This window comes from Escherichia sp. F1 (assembly GCF_046764225.1).
Taxonomy (GTDB): Bacteria; Pseudomonadota; Gammaproteobacteria; order Enterobacterales; family Enterobacteriaceae; genus Escherichia; species Escherichia coli.
In genome coordinates, this window is record NZ_CP177202.1 from 1,129,091 (window position 1) to 1,148,180 (window position 19,090).

Here is a 19,090-nt window from a genome sequence, read left to right on the forward strand (position 1 = left end):
CGGGTTACGCAATTCATGATGGCGGGAATAACTCAATGGCAAAAAACACATCTTGCGGTGTCCAACTGCGTATTCGTGGCAAAGTGCAGGGCGTCGGTTTTCGTCCGTTTGTCTGGCAGCTGGCACAGCAATTAAATCTTCACGGCGATGTCTGTAATGACGGCGATGGAGTGGAAGTCCGGCTGCTGGAAGACCCGGAAACGTTTCTTGTGCAGTTGCATCAGCACTGCCCGCCGCTGGCGCGTATTGATAGCGTCGAGCGTGAGCCGTTTATCTGGTCACAACTGCCCACCGAGTTCACTATACGCCAGAGCACAGGCGGCACCATGAATACGCAAATTGTTCCCGATGCCGCTACTTGCCCTGCCTGTCTTGCCGAAATGAATACCCCAGGCGAGCGGCGTTATCGTTATCCGTTTATCAACTGTACTCACTGTGGCCCGCGTTTCACCATTATTCGCGCCATGCCTTACGACCGCCCGTTTACCGTAATGGCGGCGTTTCCGCTGTGTCCAGCCTGTGATAAAGAGTACCGCGACCCGCTCGATCGTCGCTTCCACGCCCAGCCGGTGGCCTGCCCGGAGTGTGGCCCACATCTTGAATGGGTAAGTCATGGTGAACATGCGGAACAAGAGGCGGCATTACAGGCAGCTATCGCACAGTTAAAAATGGGCAACATTGTCGCCATCAAAGGGATTGGCGGATTTCATCTTGCCTGCGATGCACGTAACAGTAACGCGGTGGCGACACTTCGGGCGCGCAAACATCGCCCGGCGAAACCGCTGGCGGTCATGTTGCCAGTGGCTGACGGTTTACCAGACGCTGCGCGCCAGTTGCTTACCACGCCCGCCGCGCCGATTGTGCTGGTGGATAAAAAATATGTACCTGAGCTTTGTGATGATATCGCCCCTGGCCTTAACGAAGTCGGGGTAATGTTGCCTGCGAACCCGCTCCAGCATTTGCTGTTACAGGAACTGCAATGCCCGCTGGTGATGACCTCCGGTAACCTGAGCGGTAAACCACCGGCTATCAGCAACGAACAGGCGCTGGCGGATTTGCAGGGCATTGCCGACGGATTCTTGATACATAACCGCGACATCGTGCAGCGGATGGATGATTCGGTGGTGCGCGAAAGCGGCGAAATGCTGCGCCGTTCGCGGGGGTATGTGCCGGATGCGCTGGCTTTGCCTCCGGGCTTTAAAAATGTTCCACCTGTGCTATGTCTCGGCGCGGATCTGAAAAATACCTTCTGCCTGGTGCGCGGTGAACAAGCGGTGTTGAGTCAGCATCTGGGCGATTTAAGTGACGATGGCATCCAGATGCAGTGGCGCGAAGCATTACGCCTGATGCAAAACATCTACGATTTCACTCCGCAATACGTTGTGCATGACGCGCATCCGGGCTATGTCTCCAGCCAGTGGGCGCGCGAAATGAATCTGCCGACGCAAACGGTGCTGCATCATCATGCTCATGCGGCGGCGAGTCTGGCAGAGCATCAGTGGCCGCTGGATGGCGGTGATGTCATTGCGTTGACGCTCGACGGTATCGGTATGGGGGAGAACGGCGCTTTGTGGGGCGGCGAATGCCTGCGGGTGAACTATCGCGAATGTGAGCACCTGGGCGGCTTGCCTGCGGTGGCGCTTCCGGGGGGCGATTTGGCTGCAAAGCAGCCGTGGCGTAACCTGCTGGCGCAGTGCCTGCGCTTTGTGCCGGAGTGGCAGAATTACCCTGAAACGACAAGTGTGCAACAGCAAAACTGGAGCGTGCTGGCGCGGGCCATTGAGCGTGGAATTAACGCGCCGCTGGCGTCATCGTGTGGGCGTTTGTTCGATGCTGTGGCGGCGGCACTGGGCTGTGCGCCAGCCACGTTAAGTTATGAAGGTGAAGCGGCTTGTGCTCTGGAGGCGCTCGCAGCCTCATGCGACGGAGTGACGCATCCGGTGACGATGCCGCTGGTGGACAATCAACTGGATCTCGCCACTTTCTGGCAGCAGTGGCTGAACTGGCAGGCACCGGTTAATCAACGCGCGTGGGCGTTTCATGATGCGCTGGCGCAGGGTTTTGCCGCGTTGATGCGTGAGCAGGCCACGATGCGCGGTATCACTACACTGGTATTTAGCGGCGGAGTTATTCATAACCGTTTGCTGCGTGCACGTCTGGCGCATTATCTCGCTGATTTCACATTGCTCTTTCCACAGAGTTTACCGGCGGGCGATGGCGGGTTGTCTCTGGGGCAGGGGGTTATTGCTGCGGCGCGCATCCTGCATACTGCATAGTGGTGGATGTGGCGTAACTAAGCGTAAATAGAGCGCGGACAGTCCCCTCGCCCTTTGGGCGAGGGAGAAAACCATGCCTACACCGGCAACGTTTTCAACAATCCAAATGCCTCTTTCATCCGATCCTCACTGACCACAAAGGCGCGAAGCTGGTCGGCATCGTCAACGCCGCGCGCCACCATTCCCTGGCGTTCGGTATTAATCTGCCAGCGTAAATCCTGACGCTGGGTTTCGCCTGCCAGATGCAGCGGTAATTCTGGCGTTTTGATTTTCACCAGCATCGCCGGGAGTTTCAGCGGCGTGTTATTGCCGAGAAGATTTTTTGCCAGCACCATCGCGCTAAGTTGAATTGGCTGGAGGAACGGCAATACCTGACCGTTAATTTCCGCGCAATCGCCCAGCGCATAAATATCGGCATTACTGGTTTGCAGATAACTATCGACGCAAACGCCGCGATTAATCGTCAGCCCGGCGCGTCGTGCCAGGGCGGTTTCCGGGCGCAGCCCGGTGGCGGCAATTACCGCATCCACTTCGATGCTGCGCTGGCGGTCCAGCGTTGCCAGAATGCCAGAATCCGTTTTTTCCAGCCCCTGCAACTGAGATTTCAACAGCAGATGAACGCCCATCTCCGTCAACCGATGCTGCAAGCGGCTGCTTACTTCCGGTGGCATTAACGACGCCAGAATACTGGCAGCGTTGTCGATTAGCGTGACCGCTTTGCCTGCACGACAAAAATCCATCGCCAGTTCGCTACCAATCAAGCCACCGCCAACAATCAACACGCGTCGGGCATCCCGCAGTTGCGTTTCACAGGCGCGATACTCTTGCTGACTATTTAACGTCAGCATTAACTCACGCCCAGGCACTGGCGGGACAAAGGCACTGGCACCAGTTGCCAGCACCAGCTTGTCGTATTGCCACTGATTATTCTGACTTTTCACCACATGGGCTTCGGCATCGATATCCGTTACCCAGGTGTGCGGAAACAGGCGCAGATTAAACTGCTCGGCAAATTCACCTGCCGTCTGGCGGGTAAGGTCGTCGGCACGTTGCCCCTGACTGATAACATGGCTGAGGTCAGGTTTGTTGTACTCATCCATGCTGTCGGCGGCAATCAGGGTTAATGGAATAGTGGCGTCCTGTTTGCGAATATTTTTCACCAGTTGGCGGGCGGCGAAGCCCGAACCAATGATCACAATGCCGTTGCTCATTTTGCCTCCGATGCCAGTTCGTCAAAGACGTCTTTGCCGAGGGAGCATTCCGGGCACAGGAAGTTATCCGGGACTTCACTCCACGGCGTTCCTGGCGCAACGTCCTGCATTGGCTCGCCTTTTGCCGGATCGTAAATCCACTGGCAGACGCTGCACTGCATCCGTGGGCCGAGGTCAGCCGTCGTGGTGGCAGAGGTTTCTTCTTTAACCACCGTATTCACCGTGCTCTGCGGCAGCGGCGCGAGCGCCCACTGACGGGCGATTTCGCGACCGTGTTCACGGCATAACTCCAGAGCGTCCTGGTCCGGTCGCCATTTGGCTTTCAGGCTAAGCGACATTTCGAAACCTGCATCCTGCAGGCGTGTGGAAAGACGATCCACCGCACCGCCGCTCCAGCCGTGAGAGCCGAAAGCACTGGCGCGTTTGTTACGGAAGCGTAATCCGGTCATCTCTTCCACCAGCCCGGCGATTTTCGGCATCATCACATTATTCATCGTAGAAGTGCCGACCAGCACGCCTTTTGAGCGGAAGACATTGGTCAGGATTTCGTTTTTATCGCTTCGGGCGACGTTGAAAATTTTTACCGCCACGCGTGGGTCGGTTTCCGCAATACCCTGGGCGATAGCGTCAGCCATCATGCGGGTGTTATTCGACATGGTGTCGTAGAAAATGGTGATTCTGTCTTCCTGATAATCCGCCGCCCATTTCAGGTACAGCTCGACAATTTGCGTCGGGTTATCGCGCCATACCACGCCGTGAGAGGTCGCTATCATATCGACTGGCAAGTTAAAGCCCAGGATCTCGGTAATTTTCGGCGTTACCAGGCGGCTGAACGGCGTCAGGATATTGGCGTAGTAACGCTGGCACTGCTCGAAAAGCTCCGTCTGATCCACTTCATCATTGAACAGATGCTCATCGCAGTAGTGCTGACCGAAAGCATCGTTACTGAACAGCACCGCGTCGCCTGTCAGGTAAGTCATCATGCTGTCCGGCCAGTGCAGCATTGGTGTTTCGACAAAAATGAGCTGTTTGCCGTTGCCGATATCCAGCGTGTCGCCAGTTTTCACCACATTAAAATTCCACTCCGGATGATGGTGATGACCATTTATCGAGTCGATAGCGTTAGCAGTACAGTAGATCGGCGTATCGGGAATTTGCGCCATCAGTTCGGTCAGCGCCCCGGCGTGGTCCTCTTCAGCATGGTTAATCACGATGTAATCGATATCCGCCAGATCGATTTCATTACGCAGGTTCTGCACAAATTCGCGGCTGAATTTATGGTCGACGGTGTCGATCAGCACGTTTTTTTCTTCGCGGATGAGGTAGCTGTTGTAGCTGCTGCCGCGCAGCGTTTTATATTCTGTGCCGTGAAAATCACGCACTTCCCAGTCACGTTGACCAACCCAATGAATGTTATTTTTCACCACAATAGACATAGCAACCTCAATTTATTCAGCGTGTTCTAAAAAGATGTCTTGCTAATTGCAGATTGCGTGCCAGTTTTTTATCTGATTGATTTTTATGTGTAAATTAATTCATGCTCATTAATGAGTAGTCAAAATGACTATTAATCAAATGGTCGATATGACAATATCTATAGTCAAATTGACAGTGAGGCAAAGATGAGTTTTTCCGTTGATGTGCTGGCGAATATCGCCATCGAATTGCAGCGTGGGATTGGTCATCAGGATCGTTTTCAGCGCCTGATCACCACGCTGCGTCAGGTGCTGGAGTGCGATGCGTCTGCATTGCTGCGTTACGACTCGCGGCAGTTTATTCCGCTTGCCATCGACGGGCTGGCAAAGGATGTACTCGGTAGACGCTTTGCGCTGGAAGGGCATCCACGGCTGGAAGCGATTGCCCGCGCCGGGGACGTGGTGCGCTTTCCCGCAGACAGCGAATTGCCCGATCCCTATGACGGTTTGATTCCCGGGCAGGAGAGTCTGAAGGTTCACGCCTGCGTTGGTCTGCCATTGTTTGCCGGGCAAAACCTGATCGGCGCATTGACGCTCGACGGGATGCAGCCCGATCAGTTCGATGTTTTCAGCGACGAAGAGTTACGCCTGATTGCCGCGCTGGCGGCGGGAGCGTTAAGCAATGCGTTGCTGATTGAGCAACTGGAAAGCCAGAATATGCTGCCGGGCGATGCCGCGCCGTTTGAAGCGGTGAAACAGACGCAGATGATTGGCTTGTCGCCAGGCATGACGCAATTGAAAAAAGAGATTGAGATTGTGGCGGCGTCCGATCTCAACGTCTTAATCAGCGGTGAGACGGGAACCGGTAAGGAGCTGGTGGCGAAAGCGATTCATGAAGCCTCGCCACGGGCGGTGAATCCGCTGGTCTATCTCAACTGTGCCGCACTGCCGGAAAGTGTGGCGGAAAGTGAACTGTTCGGGCATGTGAAAGGGGCGTTTACTGGCGCTATCAGTAACCGCAGCGGGAAGTTTGAAATGGCGGATAACGGCACACTGTTTCTCGATGAGATCGGCGAGTTGTCGTTGGCATTGCAGGCCAAGCTGCTGAGGGTGTTGCAGTATGGCGATATTCAGCGCGTTGGCGATGACCGCAGTTTGCGGGTCGATGTGCGCGTGCTGGCGGCGACTAACCGCGATTTACGCGAAGAGGTGCTGGCAGGGCGATTCCGCGCCGATTTGTTTCATCGCCTGAGCGTGTTTCCACTTTCGGTGCCGCCGCTGCGTGAGCGGGGCGATGATGTCATTCTGCTGGCGGGGTATTTCTGCGAGCAGTGTCGTTTGCGGCTGGGGCTCTCCCGCGTGGTATTAAGTGCCGGGGCGCGAAATTTACTGCAACACTACAGTTTTCCGGGAAACGTGCGCGAACTGGAACATGCTATTCATCGGGCGGTAGTACTGTCGAGAGCTACTCGCAGCGGCGATGAAGTGATTCTTGAGGCGCAACATTTTGCTTTTCCTGAGGTGACGTTGCCGCCGCCAGAAGCAGCGGCGGTGCCCGTTGTTAAGCAAAATCTGCGTGAAGCGACAGAAGCGTTCCAGCGTGAAACCATTCGCCAGGCACTGGCACAAAATCATCACAACTGGGCTGCCTGCGCGCGAATGCTGGAAACTGACGTCGCCAACCTGCATCGGCTGGCGAAACGTCTGGGATTGAAGGATTAAATAATCCCGGCCTGATAGAAATCCTGCAGGTTAATTGCGCCGGTGAGTTTGCCGTTTTCATCCACCACCGGTGCGGCAGTGATTTTGCGCTTCATCAGGATCTCTTTGGCGTCGATGGCACGGCTTTGCGCCTGTAATGTGGTGCCGCCTGTCGTCATCGCTTCATTAACTGGCGTGGTGAGTGCGCCGCCGCCAACCAGCCAGCGACGTAAATCGCCGTCGGTAAAGACGCCTTGTACCTGTTGTTGAGCGTCACATACCGCCACCAGCCCCAGACCGGTGCGGCTGAGCTCCAGCATCGCATCCATCACGCTGGCGGTTAACGCTACCTGCGGGATAGCGTCATCACGGCGCATCAGATGATGCACTTTATTCAGCAAGCGAGCGCCCAGTGCTCCAGCAGGGTGGGAGCGGGCAAAATCTTCTTCATTAAATCCGCGCGCCTGCATGACCGCCATCGCCAGCGCGTCACCCATCATCAGGGTATTGACGGTGCTGGAGGTCGGCGCAAGGTGCATCGGACAGGCTTCGCGTTCTACGGAGATATCCAGCACCGCTTTCGCCGCCAGGCCCAGCGGTGACGTCGGTTTGCCGGTCATCGCCAGCAGCGCGATAGATTTATCTTCCAGACGCGGAATAATCAGATCCAGTTCCTTCGCGCCACCGGAGTAAGAGATAAACAGCATCACATCGCGGCTTTCGATCATCCCCAGGTCGCCGTGCAATGCCTCTGCCGGATGGACAAAAAAGGCAGGAGTGCCGGTGCTGGCAAGCGTTGCGGCGATTTTCTTACCAATGTGGCCCGATTTGCCAATTCCCGAAACCACCACTTTGCCTTCGCAGTGCAGGATGATATTGGCGGCGCGAACAAAATCATCGCCCAGACGTTCCGGTAAACGGCTTGCTTCCTGCAACTCCAGCATTAACGTCTGACGTCCCGCGTTCAGTAGTGCTTCACTCATTGCTCTCTCCGGTTATGATCACATCGATCCCTTTCTTTTCCAGCGCCTGACGAAACGCTGGATCGATACCTGCGTCGGTAATTAGCTTATCGACGCTTTCAAGACTGCAAACTACGTTGGGGCTTTTACGGCCAAACTTTGATGAGTCTGCCATCAAAATCACTTCGCGCGCGGCATTGCACATTGCCTTACTGACGGTATAAACCTCGTTGAACGTGGTTACGCCCGCATTGAGATCGATGCCGTCGGTGCCCATAAACAATTTATCGAAGGTGAAATGCTCGAAGGCATTCTCTGCCAGTTGCCCGTGAAATGAGGCCGATTTTTTACGAAATGTTCCGCCTGGCATCAGGATAGTTTGTTCGTTATCCAGTTCGGATAGCGCATTGACGATATGCAGGCTGTTGGTCATCACTGTGATGTTATTAAAGCGCGAGAGCAGGGGAACCATCTGCAAAACGGTACTGCCAGCATCAAGAATGATCGAATCGCCATCATGGATAAAACTAACGGCAGCTTCTGCAATCAGCTCTTTCTTGTGGGTGTTGATGAGTGTTTTATGATCGATAGGCGGATCGGATTCCTCTTTATTCAACACCACTCCGCCATAAGTACGAATGACGGTTCCGGCATGTTCCAGAATGACCAGATCTTTGCGAATGGTTGTGCCTGTGGTGTCAAAGTATTGCGCCAATTCTTCAACCGAGCATTTACCCTGCTTTTGCAGATACTCCAGAATGGCGGCCTGACGCTGACGAGGTTTCATGGGCGTGATTACCTGATTTAGGTTTCAAAATGATAACTTCGCAAGCAAGTAACATTCACAACGAAATTATCCACGTTTCAGTTTAAGCGCCAATGATAGAGCATTCTGTGATAGTGGATCATGGGGAAAGATCACATCGGGCTGTAAATCACCCGCATGCATACCGGTAATTGCGGGAATTTTTTGCGGTCGGGCGAAGACGGTTAGTCCTTTCATAAACAAGGTGTCGACGATGCGTTGCTGATCGTCCAGCGCGATGGCGACCACGACCCGCGGTTTAAAGCGCCCGCTGGAACGGCCCACGCCAACCCGCCCTTGCTGGCATAGTGTGTCGAAGGCACGGTTAAAACGAGAAATTTGCCAACCGCCTAAGGCCAGTTGCGCACACCAGGCGATAACGGCGACGGTGATGAGTGCGGATACCATAACTTTTCCTTAATGTAGTGGCGGAAGTCCTGTATGCCTGATGAGCGTAGCGCATCAGGCATTCTATTAGTCGCGCGGAGATCCTTAAAAGATCTCCGCTGTTGATCAGAACATCACCTGACCGCCGGTGACATTGATCGACTGACCAGTGCAGTACGACGCCTTAGGACTGGCGTAGAACAGCAGCATATTCAGCACATCCTGATAATCGCAGCCGCGTTTGAGCGGTACTTTGTCGATGTAATACTGCTCGACTTGATCCGGTTTGATACCCAGCTTGGTCGCATATTGTGGCAATAGCGACTGAAACATCGGCGATTTCAGCAGATTACCGAGCATCAGTGAATGCACCGTAATGCCGTACTCCGCCAGATCCAGCGCCAGTGATTGAGTCAGCCCGACGCCACCAAATTTCGCGGCGCTATAACCAGAGTTGTGTTTGCTGCCCACTTTGCCGGATTTCGAGTTGATCTGAATAATGCGCCCCTGAATCCCGTCGCGGATCATCAAACGCGAAAATTCACGGGCACACAGGAAATAACCCACCAGATTCACTTGTAGCGAACGGTCAAAATCGCCGAGCTGGAAGTCGCTGATAAAGGCTGCTTTTGCAATTCCGGCGCTGTAGACCAGCAAATCCACGCGACCAAAGATTTCATCTACCCCACGAGAGAGCGCCAGAACGCTTTGCTCGCTGGTGGCGTCAGCACCAAAACCATACGCTGTTCCTTCACCATATTCGGCGTTAATTTCTTGTGCCACATTTGCGGCTTTGTCGCTCTGAATATCGACAACCGCGACGCGATACCCCTCAGCAGCCAGACCGTGGCACAGGAACGCGCCTAAGGTTTGCCCACCACCGATGACAACGGCAACCTGATTCATTTTTTACTCCTTAACAGATTCAAACTTCAAAACCGATCCCGGCGCGATATCGTCGGGTACAGGGCCTGCCACATGGACAGTGCCCGGAAATTCCGCTTCGTTTAAACCATCGAAGCGCAGGGTGACATGACCCAGTTCGCGAAGGTTGTCTTCCGCCACACTGCCAACGGCGGTCACCGGATAGCGATGCTGCCCGAGCGTAAATTGCAAACCGGGATGGAGTGCACCTTTCAACTCGCCGTGGCAATGAATGAAGCAATACTCTTCGAGATCCGCAGGCGCGCCTTCACGAAAGGTGATGAGCATCTGGTCGCTGAGGGCGTCAGTGGCGCTCGCGCCAATACGGGTGATGGTGGTCTGATAAATAACGGTCATGTTTCAGCCTCTATTGATAGATAAAACCGGAGACAAACCAGGCGATCAGTACAGTTGGCGCGCCGGTTAAAAAGCGGCTCACCAGAACAGAAGGGACACCGACGCGAACCGTGTCCTGACGAGCTTCCGCCAGCGACAAACCGACCGGGATGAAGTCGCAGGCCGCCTGCGCGTTGATGGCAAACAGTGCAGGTAAAGCCAGATGCGGCGGAATATTGCCGAGACCAATCTGCACGCCAATCAATACGCCGATAACCTGTGCGATAACTGCGCCTGGGCCGAGGAAAGGTGAAAGCAGCGGGAAGGAGCAGATGAGCGCCAGCATGACCAGCCCCAGAGGATGGCTAGCCAGCGGAGCAAGACCGTGGGCAATCCAGTCGCCAAGACCGGAAGCCATAATGATGCCGATAAGCGCCGAGACGAACGCCATAAACGGCAGAATGGTTTTTAATACAGTGTCGATGGTGTCACGACCAGATTGAAACAACACGGCAACGGCAGAACCCATACCCATTCCCACCTTCGCCAGTAAACCATCGCTTTGTTCGGTGATTTTCTTGCTGGTGTCATAGTCACGGCCCACGGAAGAGGGTTGTGGTGTCGCATCACCCACTACAGTGATGTTTTCTTCTTTCACGCCAGAGACATAAATATCTTCCACAATATACTGCGCCAGCGGACCGGACTTGCCCGTCGAATGGATATTAATGGTGGGAATACGCCGTTTCGGATAAATGCCGCAGCGTAATGTGCCGCCACAGTCGATTACCGCGACACCAATTTCCGCCTCCGCGGGTTCACCTTCTTTAAATCCGTCAATAGCCTGCCAGCCAGTAAGCTGTGCCAGTTTGTCAACAATCGCAGGCCGGGTACCGGCGGTGATATAGACGATTTTTTTGCCCGGCGTGGCTTCCAGCTCAAGCGGGCCGCCCCAGCCACCCGTTCCTTTTTCGATCCGAATACGCGTCATGATGTTGCTCCTGCCAGGTGAACTTTTTGTTCAAGTTGAATGCCCATCTTTTTCTCAAAAATGGCGGTGGTCAGATCGGTCACCCAGCCGCGGAAGAAGTTGGTGACCAGACCAACCAGCAGATAACTCACCGCCAGTGGGCCAAGTGGCAGGTTCAGTGTTGTCAGACCGCTGGCAATGCCAAGATAAACAAACAGTTCGCCTGGGTTGATATGGGGGAAGAGGCCATTCATTGAGTGGCAGCTATAAGAGGCGGCCGCGTAGTAGCTGGGTTTGTACTTTTCCGGCATAAAGCGACCCAGGCTTAAGGTCATCGGATTGCAAAAGACAAACGTGCCAATGCACGGTAACAGCAGGTAACGGGAAACAGGGTTACCGGCGCAACGTTGAGCAAAACGTTCAATACGATGCTGACCGATAAAATTAATCAGTGCGTTCATGATAACCAGCAGACTAATCAACAGCGGAAGAATGCCGGTCACCATCCCGGTAAACACCTCTCCGCCCTTTTGGAACAGCCCGATAAACCACTCTGCACCATGAGTAATGGTTTCTATCATTGTTCTCTCCTTCAGGATTTATTGTTTTATTACCAAACGGCAACCTAATCTAATCAGATTGAAAGATTTAAAAGTGTTATTTTGATCGCAAAATGAAAGATAAATATTTTAATTTGAAAGTTTGAATAAAAGGATAGCGAGGAGAATGAGTTGAGTTATGTAAAGTCCGTATCGGGCAGTGACTACCGCTTCCTTGTGCGGGGCGTGATGCTTTACCATACTTGCCCCTGGTTGAATCTGTTAAATGGACCCCTCATGTTCAAGCGTCGTTATGTAACATTGCTTCCCCTTTTTGTGTTGCTTGCCGCCTGTACCAGCAAGCCAAAACCTACTGAGACTGAAACGACCACCGGAACGCCGTCTGGCGGCTTCCTGCTTGAGCCGCAGCACAATGTGATGCAGATGGGCGGCGATTTCGCTAATAACCCGAATGCCCAGCAGTTCATCGACAAAATGGTGAACAAACACGGTTTCGATCGTCAGCAGTTGCAGGAAATTCTCTCCCAGGCGAAACGTCTGGATTCGGTATTGCGGCTGATGGATAACCAGGCACCAACTACTTCGGTGAAACCGCCATCAGGTCCGAACGGCGCATGGCTGCGTTATCGCAAAAAATTTATTACGCCGGACAACGTGCAGAATGGTGTGGTTTTCTGGAATCAGTATGAAGATGCGTTGAATCGCGCGTGGCAGGTGTATGGCGTACCGCCGGAAATTATCGTCGGGATTATCGGCGTTGAAACCCGCTGGGGGCGCGTGATGGGGAAAACCCGTATCCTCGATGCGCTGGCAACGCTGTCATTTAACTACCCACGCCGCGCGGAGTATTTCTCTGGCGAGCTGGAAACTTTCCTGCTGATGGCGCGCGATGAGCAGGACGATCCGCTCAATCTGAAAGGTTCCTTTGCCGGGGCGATGGGCTACGGACAGTTTATGCCGTCGTCTTACAAACAATATGCGGTAGATTTCAGCGGCGACGGGCATATCAACCTGTGGGATCCGGTTGATGCGATCGGTAGTGTGGCGAACTATTTCAAAGCGCACGGCTGGGTGAAAGGTGATCAGGTTGCGGTGATGGCAAACGGTCAGGCTCCAGGCTTGCCAAATGGCTTCAAAACCAAGTACAGCATTTCGCAGCTTGCCGCGGCAGGTTTAACGCCACAGCAGCCGCTGGGCAACCATCAACAAGCCAGCCTGCTGCGTCTGGATGTCGGTACCGGTTACCAGTACTGGTACGGTCTGCCGAACTTCTACACCATCACCCGTTACAACCACAGTACCCATTACGCAATGGCGGTCTGGCAGTTAGGACAAGCCGTGGCGCTGGCGCGCGTGCAGTAACTATTTGCAAGAGGGGAGCGTGAGCTTCCCTCTGGCTAATCAGCTTTTTTCTGAATCCTCCTCGTAAAATTGCAACGCCAACACCATCTTCCTGACGAAAGTGCTATCTTGTCCGGCATAAATTTTTGACTGACAGAGGTTGTGATGACTGACAGTGAACTGATGCAGTTAAGCGAACAGGTTGGGCAGGCGCTGAAAGCCCGTGGCGCAACCGTAACAACTGCTGAGTCTTGTACCGGTGGTTGGGTAGCGAAAGTGATTACCGATATTGCCGGCAGTTCCGCCTGGTTTGAACGCGGATTTGTCACCTACAGTAACGAAGCCAAAGCGCAAATGATCGGTGTACGCGAAGAGACGCTGGCGCAGCATGGCGCGGTGAGCGAACCTGTCGTGGTGGAAATGGCGATAGGCGCACTGAAAGCGGCTCGTGCTGATTATGCTGTGTCTATTAGTGGTATCGCCGGGCCGGATGGCGGCAGCGAAGATAAACCTGTCGGCACCGTCTGGTTTGCTTTTGCCACTGCCCGTGGTGAAGGCATTACCCGGCGGGAATGCTTCAGCGGTGACCGTGATGCGGTGCGACGTCAGGCTACTGCGTATGCATTGCAGACCTTGTGGCAACAATTTCTACAAAACACTTGATACTGTATGAGCATACAGTATAATTGCTTCAACAGAACATATTGACTATCCGGTATTACCCGGCATGACAGGAGTAAAAATGGCTATCGACGAAAACAAACAGAAAGCGTTGGCGGCAGCACTGGGCCAGATTGAGAAACAATTTGGTAAAGGCTCCATCATGCGCCTGGGTGAAGACCGTTCCATGGATGTGGAAACCATCTCTACCGGTTCGCTTTCACTGGATATCGCGCTTGGGGCAGGTGGTCTGCCGATGGGCCGTATCGTCGAAATCTACGGACCGGAATCTTCCGGTAAAACCACGCTGACGTTGCAGGTGATCGCCGCAGCGCAGCGTGAAGGTAAAACCTGTGCGTTTATCGATGCTGAACACGCGCTGGACCCAATCTATGCACGTAAACTGGGCGTCGATATCGACAACCTGCTGTGCTCCCAGCCGGACACTGGCGAGCAGGCACTGGAAATCTGTGACGCCCTGGCGCGTTCTGGCGCAGTAGACGTTATCGTCGTTGACTCCGTGGCGGCACTGACGCCGAAAGCGGAAATCGAAGGCGAAATCGGCGACTCTCACATGGGCCTTGCGGCACGTATGATGAGCCAGGCGATGCGTAAGCTGGCGGGTAACCTGAAGCAGTCCAACACGCTGCTGATCTTCATCAACCAGATCCGTATGAAAATTGGTGTAATGTTCGGTAACCCGGAAACCACTACCGGTGGTAACGCGCTGAAATTCTACGCCTCTGTTCGTCTCGACATCCGTCGTATCGGCGCGGTGAAAGAGGGCGAAAACGTGGTGGGTAGCGAAACCCGTGTGAAAGTGGTGAAGAACAAAATCGCTGCGCCGTTTAAACAGGCTGAATTCCAGATCCTCTACGGCGAAGGTATCAACTTCTATGGCGAACTGGTTGATCTGGGCGTGAAAGAGAAGCTGATCGAGAAAGCAGGCGCGTGGTACAGCTACAAAGGTGAGAAGATCGGTCAGGGTAAAGCGAATGCGACTGCCTGGCTGAAAGATAACCCGGAAACCGCGAAAGAGATCGAGAAGAAAGTACGTGAGTTGCTGCTGAGCAACCCGAACTCAACGCCGGATTTCTCTGTAGATGACAGCGAAGGCGTAGCAGAAACTAACGAAGATTTTTAATCGTCTTGTTTGATACACAAGGGTCGCATCTGCGGCCCTTTTGCTTTTTTAAGTTGTAAGGATATGCCATGACAGAATCCACGCCCCGTCGCCCGGCATATGCTCGCCTGTTGGATCGTGCGGTACGCATTCTGGCGGTGCGCGATCACAGTGAGCAAGAATTGCGACGTAAACTCGCGGCACCGATCATGGGCAAAAATGGCCCGGAAGAGATTGATGCCACGGCAGAAGATTACGAGCGCGTTATCGCCTGGTGCCATGAACATGGCTATCTCGATGACAGCCGATTTGTTGCGCGCTTTATCGCCAGCCGTAGCCGCAAAGGTTATGGACCTGCGCGTATTCGTCAGGAACTGAATCAGAAAGGTATTTCCCGCGAAGCGACAGAAAAAGCGATGCGTGAATGTGACATCGACTGGTGCGCACTGGCGCGCGATCAGGCGACGCGAAAATATGGCGAACCTTTGCCAACTGTCTTTTCAGAAAAAGTTAAGATCCAGCGTTTTCTGCTCTATCGTGGCTATCTGATGGAAGATATCCAGGATATTTGGCGAAATTTTGCCGACTGAACGCATACGGTATTTTACTTCCCAGTCAAGAAAACTTATCTTATTCCCACTTTTCAGTTACCAGCCCGGCGGTTAAGACACGCTGTAGCTGGTGGCGATATTTCGTTAGCTTGATTTCAGGATAATTATGAGCAAGAGCACCGCTGAGATCCGTCAGGCGTTTCTCGACTTTTTCCATAGTAAGGGACATCAGGTAGTTGCCAGCAGCTCCCTGGTACCCCATAACGACCCAACTTTGTTGTTTACCAACGCCGGGATGAACCAGTTCAAGGATGTGTTCCTTGGGCTCGACAAGCGTAATTATTCCCGCGCTACCACTTCCCAACGCTGCGTGCGTGCGGGTGGTAAACACAACGACCTGGAAAACGTCGGTTACACCGCGCGTCACCATACCTTCTTCGAAATGCTGGGCAACTTCAGCTTCGGCGACTATTTCAAACACGATGCCATTCAGTTTGCATGGGAACTGCTGACCAGTGAAAAATGGTTTGCCCTGCCGAAAGAGCGTCTGTGGGTTACCGTCTATGAAAGCGACGACGAAGCCTACGAAATCTGGGAAAAAGAAGTAGGGATCCCGCGCGAACGTATTATTCGCATCGGCGATAACAAAGGTGCGCCATACGCATCTGACAACTTCTGGCAGATGGGTGACACTGGTCCGTGCGGCCCGTGCACCGAAATCTTCTACGATCACGGCGACCACATTTGGGGTGGCCCTCCGGGAAGTCCGGAAGAAGACGGCGATCGCTACATTGAGATCTGGAACATCGTCTTCATGCAGTTCAACCGCCAGGCAGATGGCACGATGGAACCGCTGCCGAAGCCGTCTGTAGATACCGGTATGGGTCTGGAGCGTATTGCTGCGGTGCTGCAACACGTTAACTCTAACTATGACATCGACCTGTTCCGCACGCTGATCCAGGCGGTAGCGAAAGTCACTGGCGCGACCGATCTGAGCAATAAATCGCTGCGCGTAATCGCTGACCACATTCGTTCTTGTGCGTTCCTGATCGCGGATGGCGTAATGCCGTCCAATGAAAACCGTGGTTATGTACTGCGTCGTATCATTCGTCGCGCAGTGCGTCACGGCAATATGCTGGGCGCGAAAGAAACCTTCTTCTACAAACTGGTTGGTCCGCTGATCGACGTAATGGGCTCTGCGGGTGAAGACCTGAAACGCCAGCAGGCGCAGGTTGAGCAGGTGCTGAAGACTGAAGAAGAGCAGTTTGCCCGTACTCTGGAGCGCGGTCTGGCGCTGCTGGATGAAGAGCTGGCAAAACTTTCTGGTGATACGCTGGATGGCGAAACGGCTTTCCGTCTGTACGACACCTATGGCTTCCCGGTTGACCTGACGGCTGATGTTTGTCGTGAGCGCAACATCAAAGTTGACGAAGCTGGTTTCGAAGCAGCAATGGAAGAGCAGCGTCGTCGCGCGCGCGAAGCCAGCGGCTTTGGTGCCGATTACAACGCAATGATCCGTGTTGACAGCGCATCTGAATTTAAAGGCTATGACCATCTGGAACTGAACGGCAAAGTGACCGCGCTGTTTGTTGATGGTAAAGCGGTTGATGCCATCAATGCAGGCCAGGAAGCTGTGGTCGTGCTGGATCAAACGCCATTCTATGCGGAATCCGGCGGTCAGGTTGGTGATAAAGGCGAACTGAAAGGCACTAACTTCTCCTTTGCGGTGGAAGATACGCAGAAATACGGCCAGGCGATTGGTCACATCGGTAAACTTGCTGCGGGTTCTCTGAAAGTGGGCGACGCGGTGCAGGCTGATGTTGATGAAGCTCGTCGCGCCCGTATTCGTCTGAATCACTCCGCAACGCACCTGATGCACGCGGCGCTGCGCCAGGTTCTGGGTACTCATGTATCGCAGAAAGGTTCACTGGTTAACGACAAAGTGCTGCGCTTCGACTTCTCACACAACGAAGCGATGAAACCAGAAGAGATTCGTGCGGTCGAAGACCTGGTGAACGCACAGATTCGCCGTAACTTGCCGATCGAAACCAACATCATGGATCTCGAAGCGGCGAAAGCGAAAGGTGCGATGGCGCTGTTCGGCGAGAAGTATGATGAGCGCGTACGCGTGCTGAGCATGGGCGATTTCTCCACCGAGCTGTGTGGCGGTACTCACGCCAGCCGCACCGGTGATATTGGTCTGTTCCGCATCATCTCTGAATCGGGTACTGCTGCAGGCGTTCGTCGTATCGAAGCGGTAACCGGAGAAGGCGCTATCGCCACCGTTCATGCAGACAGCGATCGCTTAAACGAAGTCGCGCATCTGCTGAAAGGCGATAGCAATAATCTGGCTGATAAAGTGCGCTCAGTACTGGAACGTACGCGTCAGCTGGAAAAAGAGTTACAACAGCTTAAAGAACAAGCTGCCGCACAGGAGAGTGCAAATCTTTCCAGTAAGGCAATTGATGTTAATGGTGTTAAGCTGTTGGTTAGCGAGCTTAGCGGTGTTGAGCCGAAAATGTTGCGTACCATGGTTGACGATTTAAAAAATCAGCTGGGGTCGACAATTATCGTGCTGGCAACGGTAGTCGAAGGTAAGGTTTCTCTGATTGCAGGCGTATCTAAGGACGTCACAGATCGTGTGAAAGCAGGGGAACTGATTGGTATGGTCGCTCAGCAGGTGGGCGGCAAGGGTGGTGGACGTCCTGACATGGCGCAAGCCGGTGGTACGGATGCTGCGGCCTTACCTGCAGCGTTAGCCAGTGTGAAAGGCTGGGTCAGCGCGAAATTGCAATAATATAAGCGTCAGGCAATGCCGTGGACTCGCTTCACGGCATTCGCATTAACGCTATCGACAACGATAAAGTCAGGTTGAAGTTGTGTATATCGGCTAAACTTAGGTTTAACAGAATGTAATGCCATGACTGCTTACATGTAATGTGTTTGTCATTGCTTACTTTTTGGCGTTATATGATGGATAATGCCGGGATACAGAGAGACCCGACTCTTTTAATCTTTCAAGGAGCAAAGAATGCTGATTCTGACTCGTCGAGTTGGTGAGACCCTCATGATTGGGGATGAGGTCACCGTGACAGTTTTAGGGGTAAAGGGCAACCAGGTACGTATTGGCGTAAATGCCCCGAAGGAAGTTTCTGTTCACCGTGAAGAGATCTACCAGCGTATCCAGGCTGAAAAATCCCAGCAGTCCAGTTACTAATCTTTCCGCGTCTCATCTTTATCGGTGAGACGCACCCTCAAAATTTCTTCTTCACTCCATTGTCTTTTCGCTTTACTCCCGTTCATTCAACTTAAGTCTCCATTTTTTTGCATTACGGCTATCTCTCAGACCTCCGTTTTTCTGTTGATAAAACACTCTTTTTGACGTTTTTACAGACTAATTGAGCGTGAAGTGTGCAAACGATAAAAGTGTGGGAAAAATTGTTTGACTTATAAGTCTCAGAAAGTAATATGTGCGCCACGCAGCGACGATGAGCGATAAACAAGTTCTTCGAAGCACTCGTAAGAGGCGTGTGGTGAGGTGGCCGAGAGGCTGAAGGCGCTCCCCTGCTAAGGGAGTATGCGGTCAAAAGCTGCATCCGGGGTTCGAATCCCCGCCTCACCGCCATTTGCATCCGTAGCTCAGCTGGATAGAGTACTCGGCTACGAACCGAGCGGTCGGAGGTTCGAATCCTCCCGGATGCACCATCTCTTACTTGATACGGCTTTAGTAGCGGTATCAAAAAATCTGCAGTAAAGTAAGTTTCCCGATGCATCCGTAGCTCAGCTGGATAGAGTACTCGGCTACGAACCGAGCGGTCGGAGGTTCGAATCCTCCCGGATGCACCATCTCTTACTTGATATGGCTTTA

Annotated in this window: 17 protein-coding genes and 3 tRNA genes; 11 read left to right on the top strand and 9 right to left on the bottom strand. The window is 53.4% G+C overall.

Going from position 1 to position 19,090, the window contains the following annotated elements; translation table 11 throughout:
- The first annotated feature begins 35 nt into the window (after positions 1-35).
- Positions 36-2,276 carry a carbamoyltransferase HypF gene (gene hypF / locus ACK8NJ_RS05400; RefSeq protein WP_411962205.1) on the top strand — a complete coding sequence of 747 codons (2,241 nt, stop codon included), beginning with the start codon at positions 36-38 and terminating at the stop codon, positions 2,274-2,276.
- Positions 2,277-2,353: 77 nt separating this feature from the next.
- Here hypF and norW read toward each other — a convergent pair whose 3' ends face one another.
- Together norW and norV are read right to left on the bottom strand one after the other, a co-directional pair.
- Positions 2,354-3,487: an NADH:flavorubredoxin reductase NorW gene (gene norW, locus ACK8NJ_RS05405; RefSeq protein ID WP_096946073.1), complete on the bottom strand. Its 1,134-nt coding sequence runs from the start codon at positions 3,485-3,487 to the stop codon at positions 2,354-2,356.
- Positions 3,484-4,923, bottom strand: a complete 1,440-nt coding sequence (gene norV / locus ACK8NJ_RS05410) for an anaerobic nitric oxide reductase flavorubredoxin (RefSeq protein ID WP_000029622.1) — start codon at positions 4,921-4,923, stop codon at positions 3,484-3,486. The genes norW and norV overlap by 4 nt, the downstream gene beginning before the upstream one ends.
- Positions 4,924-5,109: 186 nt before the next feature.
- Here norV and norR point away from each other — a divergent pair, with 186 nt between their 5' ends.
- The gene (norR, locus tag ACK8NJ_RS05415; RefSeq protein ID WP_000010730.1) at positions 5,110-6,624 is read left to right on the top strand and encodes a nitric oxide reductase transcriptional regulator NorR; all 1,515 of its coding nucleotides are present in this window, start codon (positions 5,110-5,112) and stop codon (positions 6,622-6,624) included.
- Here norR and gutQ read toward each other — a convergent pair.
- The 7 genes from gutQ to srlA form a co-directional block, all read right to left on the bottom strand.
- The gene (gutQ, locus tag ACK8NJ_RS05420) at positions 6,621-7,586 is read right to left on the bottom strand and encodes an arabinose-5-phosphate isomerase GutQ (protein WP_001287415.1); all 966 of its coding nucleotides are present in this window, start codon (positions 7,584-7,586) and stop codon (positions 6,621-6,623) included. The genes norR and gutQ overlap by 4 nt on opposite strands.
- The gene (gene srlR / locus ACK8NJ_RS05425; protein WP_000804552.1) at positions 7,579-8,352 is read right to left on the bottom strand and encodes a glucitol operon DNA-binding transcriptional repressor SrlR; all 774 of its coding nucleotides are present in this window, start codon (positions 8,350-8,352) and stop codon (positions 7,579-7,581) included. Before srlR ends, gutQ begins: the two co-directional genes overlap by 8 nt.
- Positions 8,353-8,418: 66 nt before the next feature.
- Complete coding sequence (gutM, locus tag ACK8NJ_RS05430) at positions 8,419-8,778, bottom strand: transcriptional regulator GutM (RefSeq protein ID WP_000252908.1); 360 nt, start codon at positions 8,776-8,778, stop codon at positions 8,419-8,421.
- Between the two features lie 105 nt (positions 8,779-8,883).
- The gene (gene srlD, locus ACK8NJ_RS05435) at positions 8,884-9,663 is read right to left on the bottom strand and encodes a sorbitol-6-phosphate dehydrogenase (protein WP_001077351.1); all 780 of its coding nucleotides are present in this window, start codon (positions 9,661-9,663) and stop codon (positions 8,884-8,886) included.
- Positions 9,664-9,666: 3 nt separating this feature from the next.
- Positions 9,667-10,038 carry a PTS glucitol/sorbitol transporter subunit IIA gene (gene srlB / locus ACK8NJ_RS05440; protein ID WP_000216210.1) on the bottom strand — a complete coding sequence of 124 codons (372 nt, stop codon included), beginning with the start codon at positions 10,036-10,038 and terminating at the stop codon, positions 9,667-9,669.
- Positions 10,039-10,048: 10 nt separating this feature from the next.
- Positions 10,049-11,008, bottom strand: coding sequence for a PTS glucitol/sorbitol transporter subunit IIB (gene srlE, locus ACK8NJ_RS05445; RefSeq protein ID WP_000196934.1), 960 nt, complete (start codon positions 11,006-11,008; stop codon positions 10,049-10,051).
- Complete coding sequence (gene srlA / locus ACK8NJ_RS05450; protein ID WP_000573321.1) at positions 11,005-11,568, bottom strand: PTS glucitol/sorbitol transporter subunit IIC; 564 nt, start codon at positions 11,566-11,568, stop codon at positions 11,005-11,007. Before srlA ends, srlE begins: the two co-directional genes overlap by 4 nt.
- A 255-nt stretch (positions 11,569-11,823) precedes the next feature.
- Here srlA and mltB point away from each other — a divergent pair, with 255 nt between their 5' ends.
- From mltB to ACK8NJ_RS05495, 9 genes are all read left to right on the top strand, one after another.
- Positions 11,824-12,909 carry a lytic murein transglycosylase B gene (gene mltB / locus ACK8NJ_RS05455; protein WP_115424283.1) on the top strand — a complete coding sequence of 362 codons (1,086 nt, stop codon included), beginning with the start codon at positions 11,824-11,826 and terminating at the stop codon, positions 12,907-12,909.
- 144 nt (positions 12,910-13,053) lie between these two features.
- Complete coding sequence (pncC, locus tag ACK8NJ_RS05460) at positions 13,054-13,551, top strand: nicotinamide-nucleotide amidase (RefSeq protein ID WP_033813168.1); 498 nt, start codon at positions 13,054-13,056, stop codon at positions 13,549-13,551.
- A 79-nt stretch (positions 13,552-13,630) separates the two neighbouring features.
- Complete coding sequence (gene recA / locus ACK8NJ_RS05465; RefSeq protein ID WP_000963143.1) at positions 13,631-14,692, top strand: recombinase RecA; 1,062 nt, start codon at positions 13,631-13,633, stop codon at positions 14,690-14,692.
- A gap of 68 nt (positions 14,693-14,760) precedes the next feature.
- Positions 14,761-15,261, top strand: coding sequence for a recombination regulator RecX (recX, locus tag ACK8NJ_RS05470; protein WP_328116220.1), 501 nt, complete (start codon positions 14,761-14,763; stop codon positions 15,259-15,261).
- A 127-nt stretch (positions 15,262-15,388) separates the two neighbouring features.
- Positions 15,389-18,019, top strand: coding sequence for an alanine--tRNA ligase (gene alaS / locus ACK8NJ_RS05475; protein WP_281987265.1), 2,631 nt, complete (start codon positions 15,389-15,391; stop codon positions 18,017-18,019).
- Positions 18,020-18,253: 234 nt separating this feature from the next.
- A complete protein-coding gene (csrA, locus tag ACK8NJ_RS05480; RefSeq protein ID WP_000906486.1) occupies positions 18,254-18,439 on the top strand; it encodes a carbon storage regulator CsrA in 186 nt (61 codons plus the stop codon).
- Positions 18,440-18,754: 315 nt separating this feature from the next.
- Positions 18,755-18,847, top strand: a tRNA-Ser gene (locus tag ACK8NJ_RS05485).
- A gap of 3 nt (positions 18,848-18,850) precedes the next feature.
- Positions 18,851-18,927 (top strand) — tRNA-Arg (locus ACK8NJ_RS05490).
- A gap of 64 nt (positions 18,928-18,991) precedes the next feature.
- Positions 18,992-19,068, top strand: a tRNA-Arg gene (locus ACK8NJ_RS05495).
- The last annotated feature ends 22 nt before the right edge of the window (positions 19,069-19,090 follow it).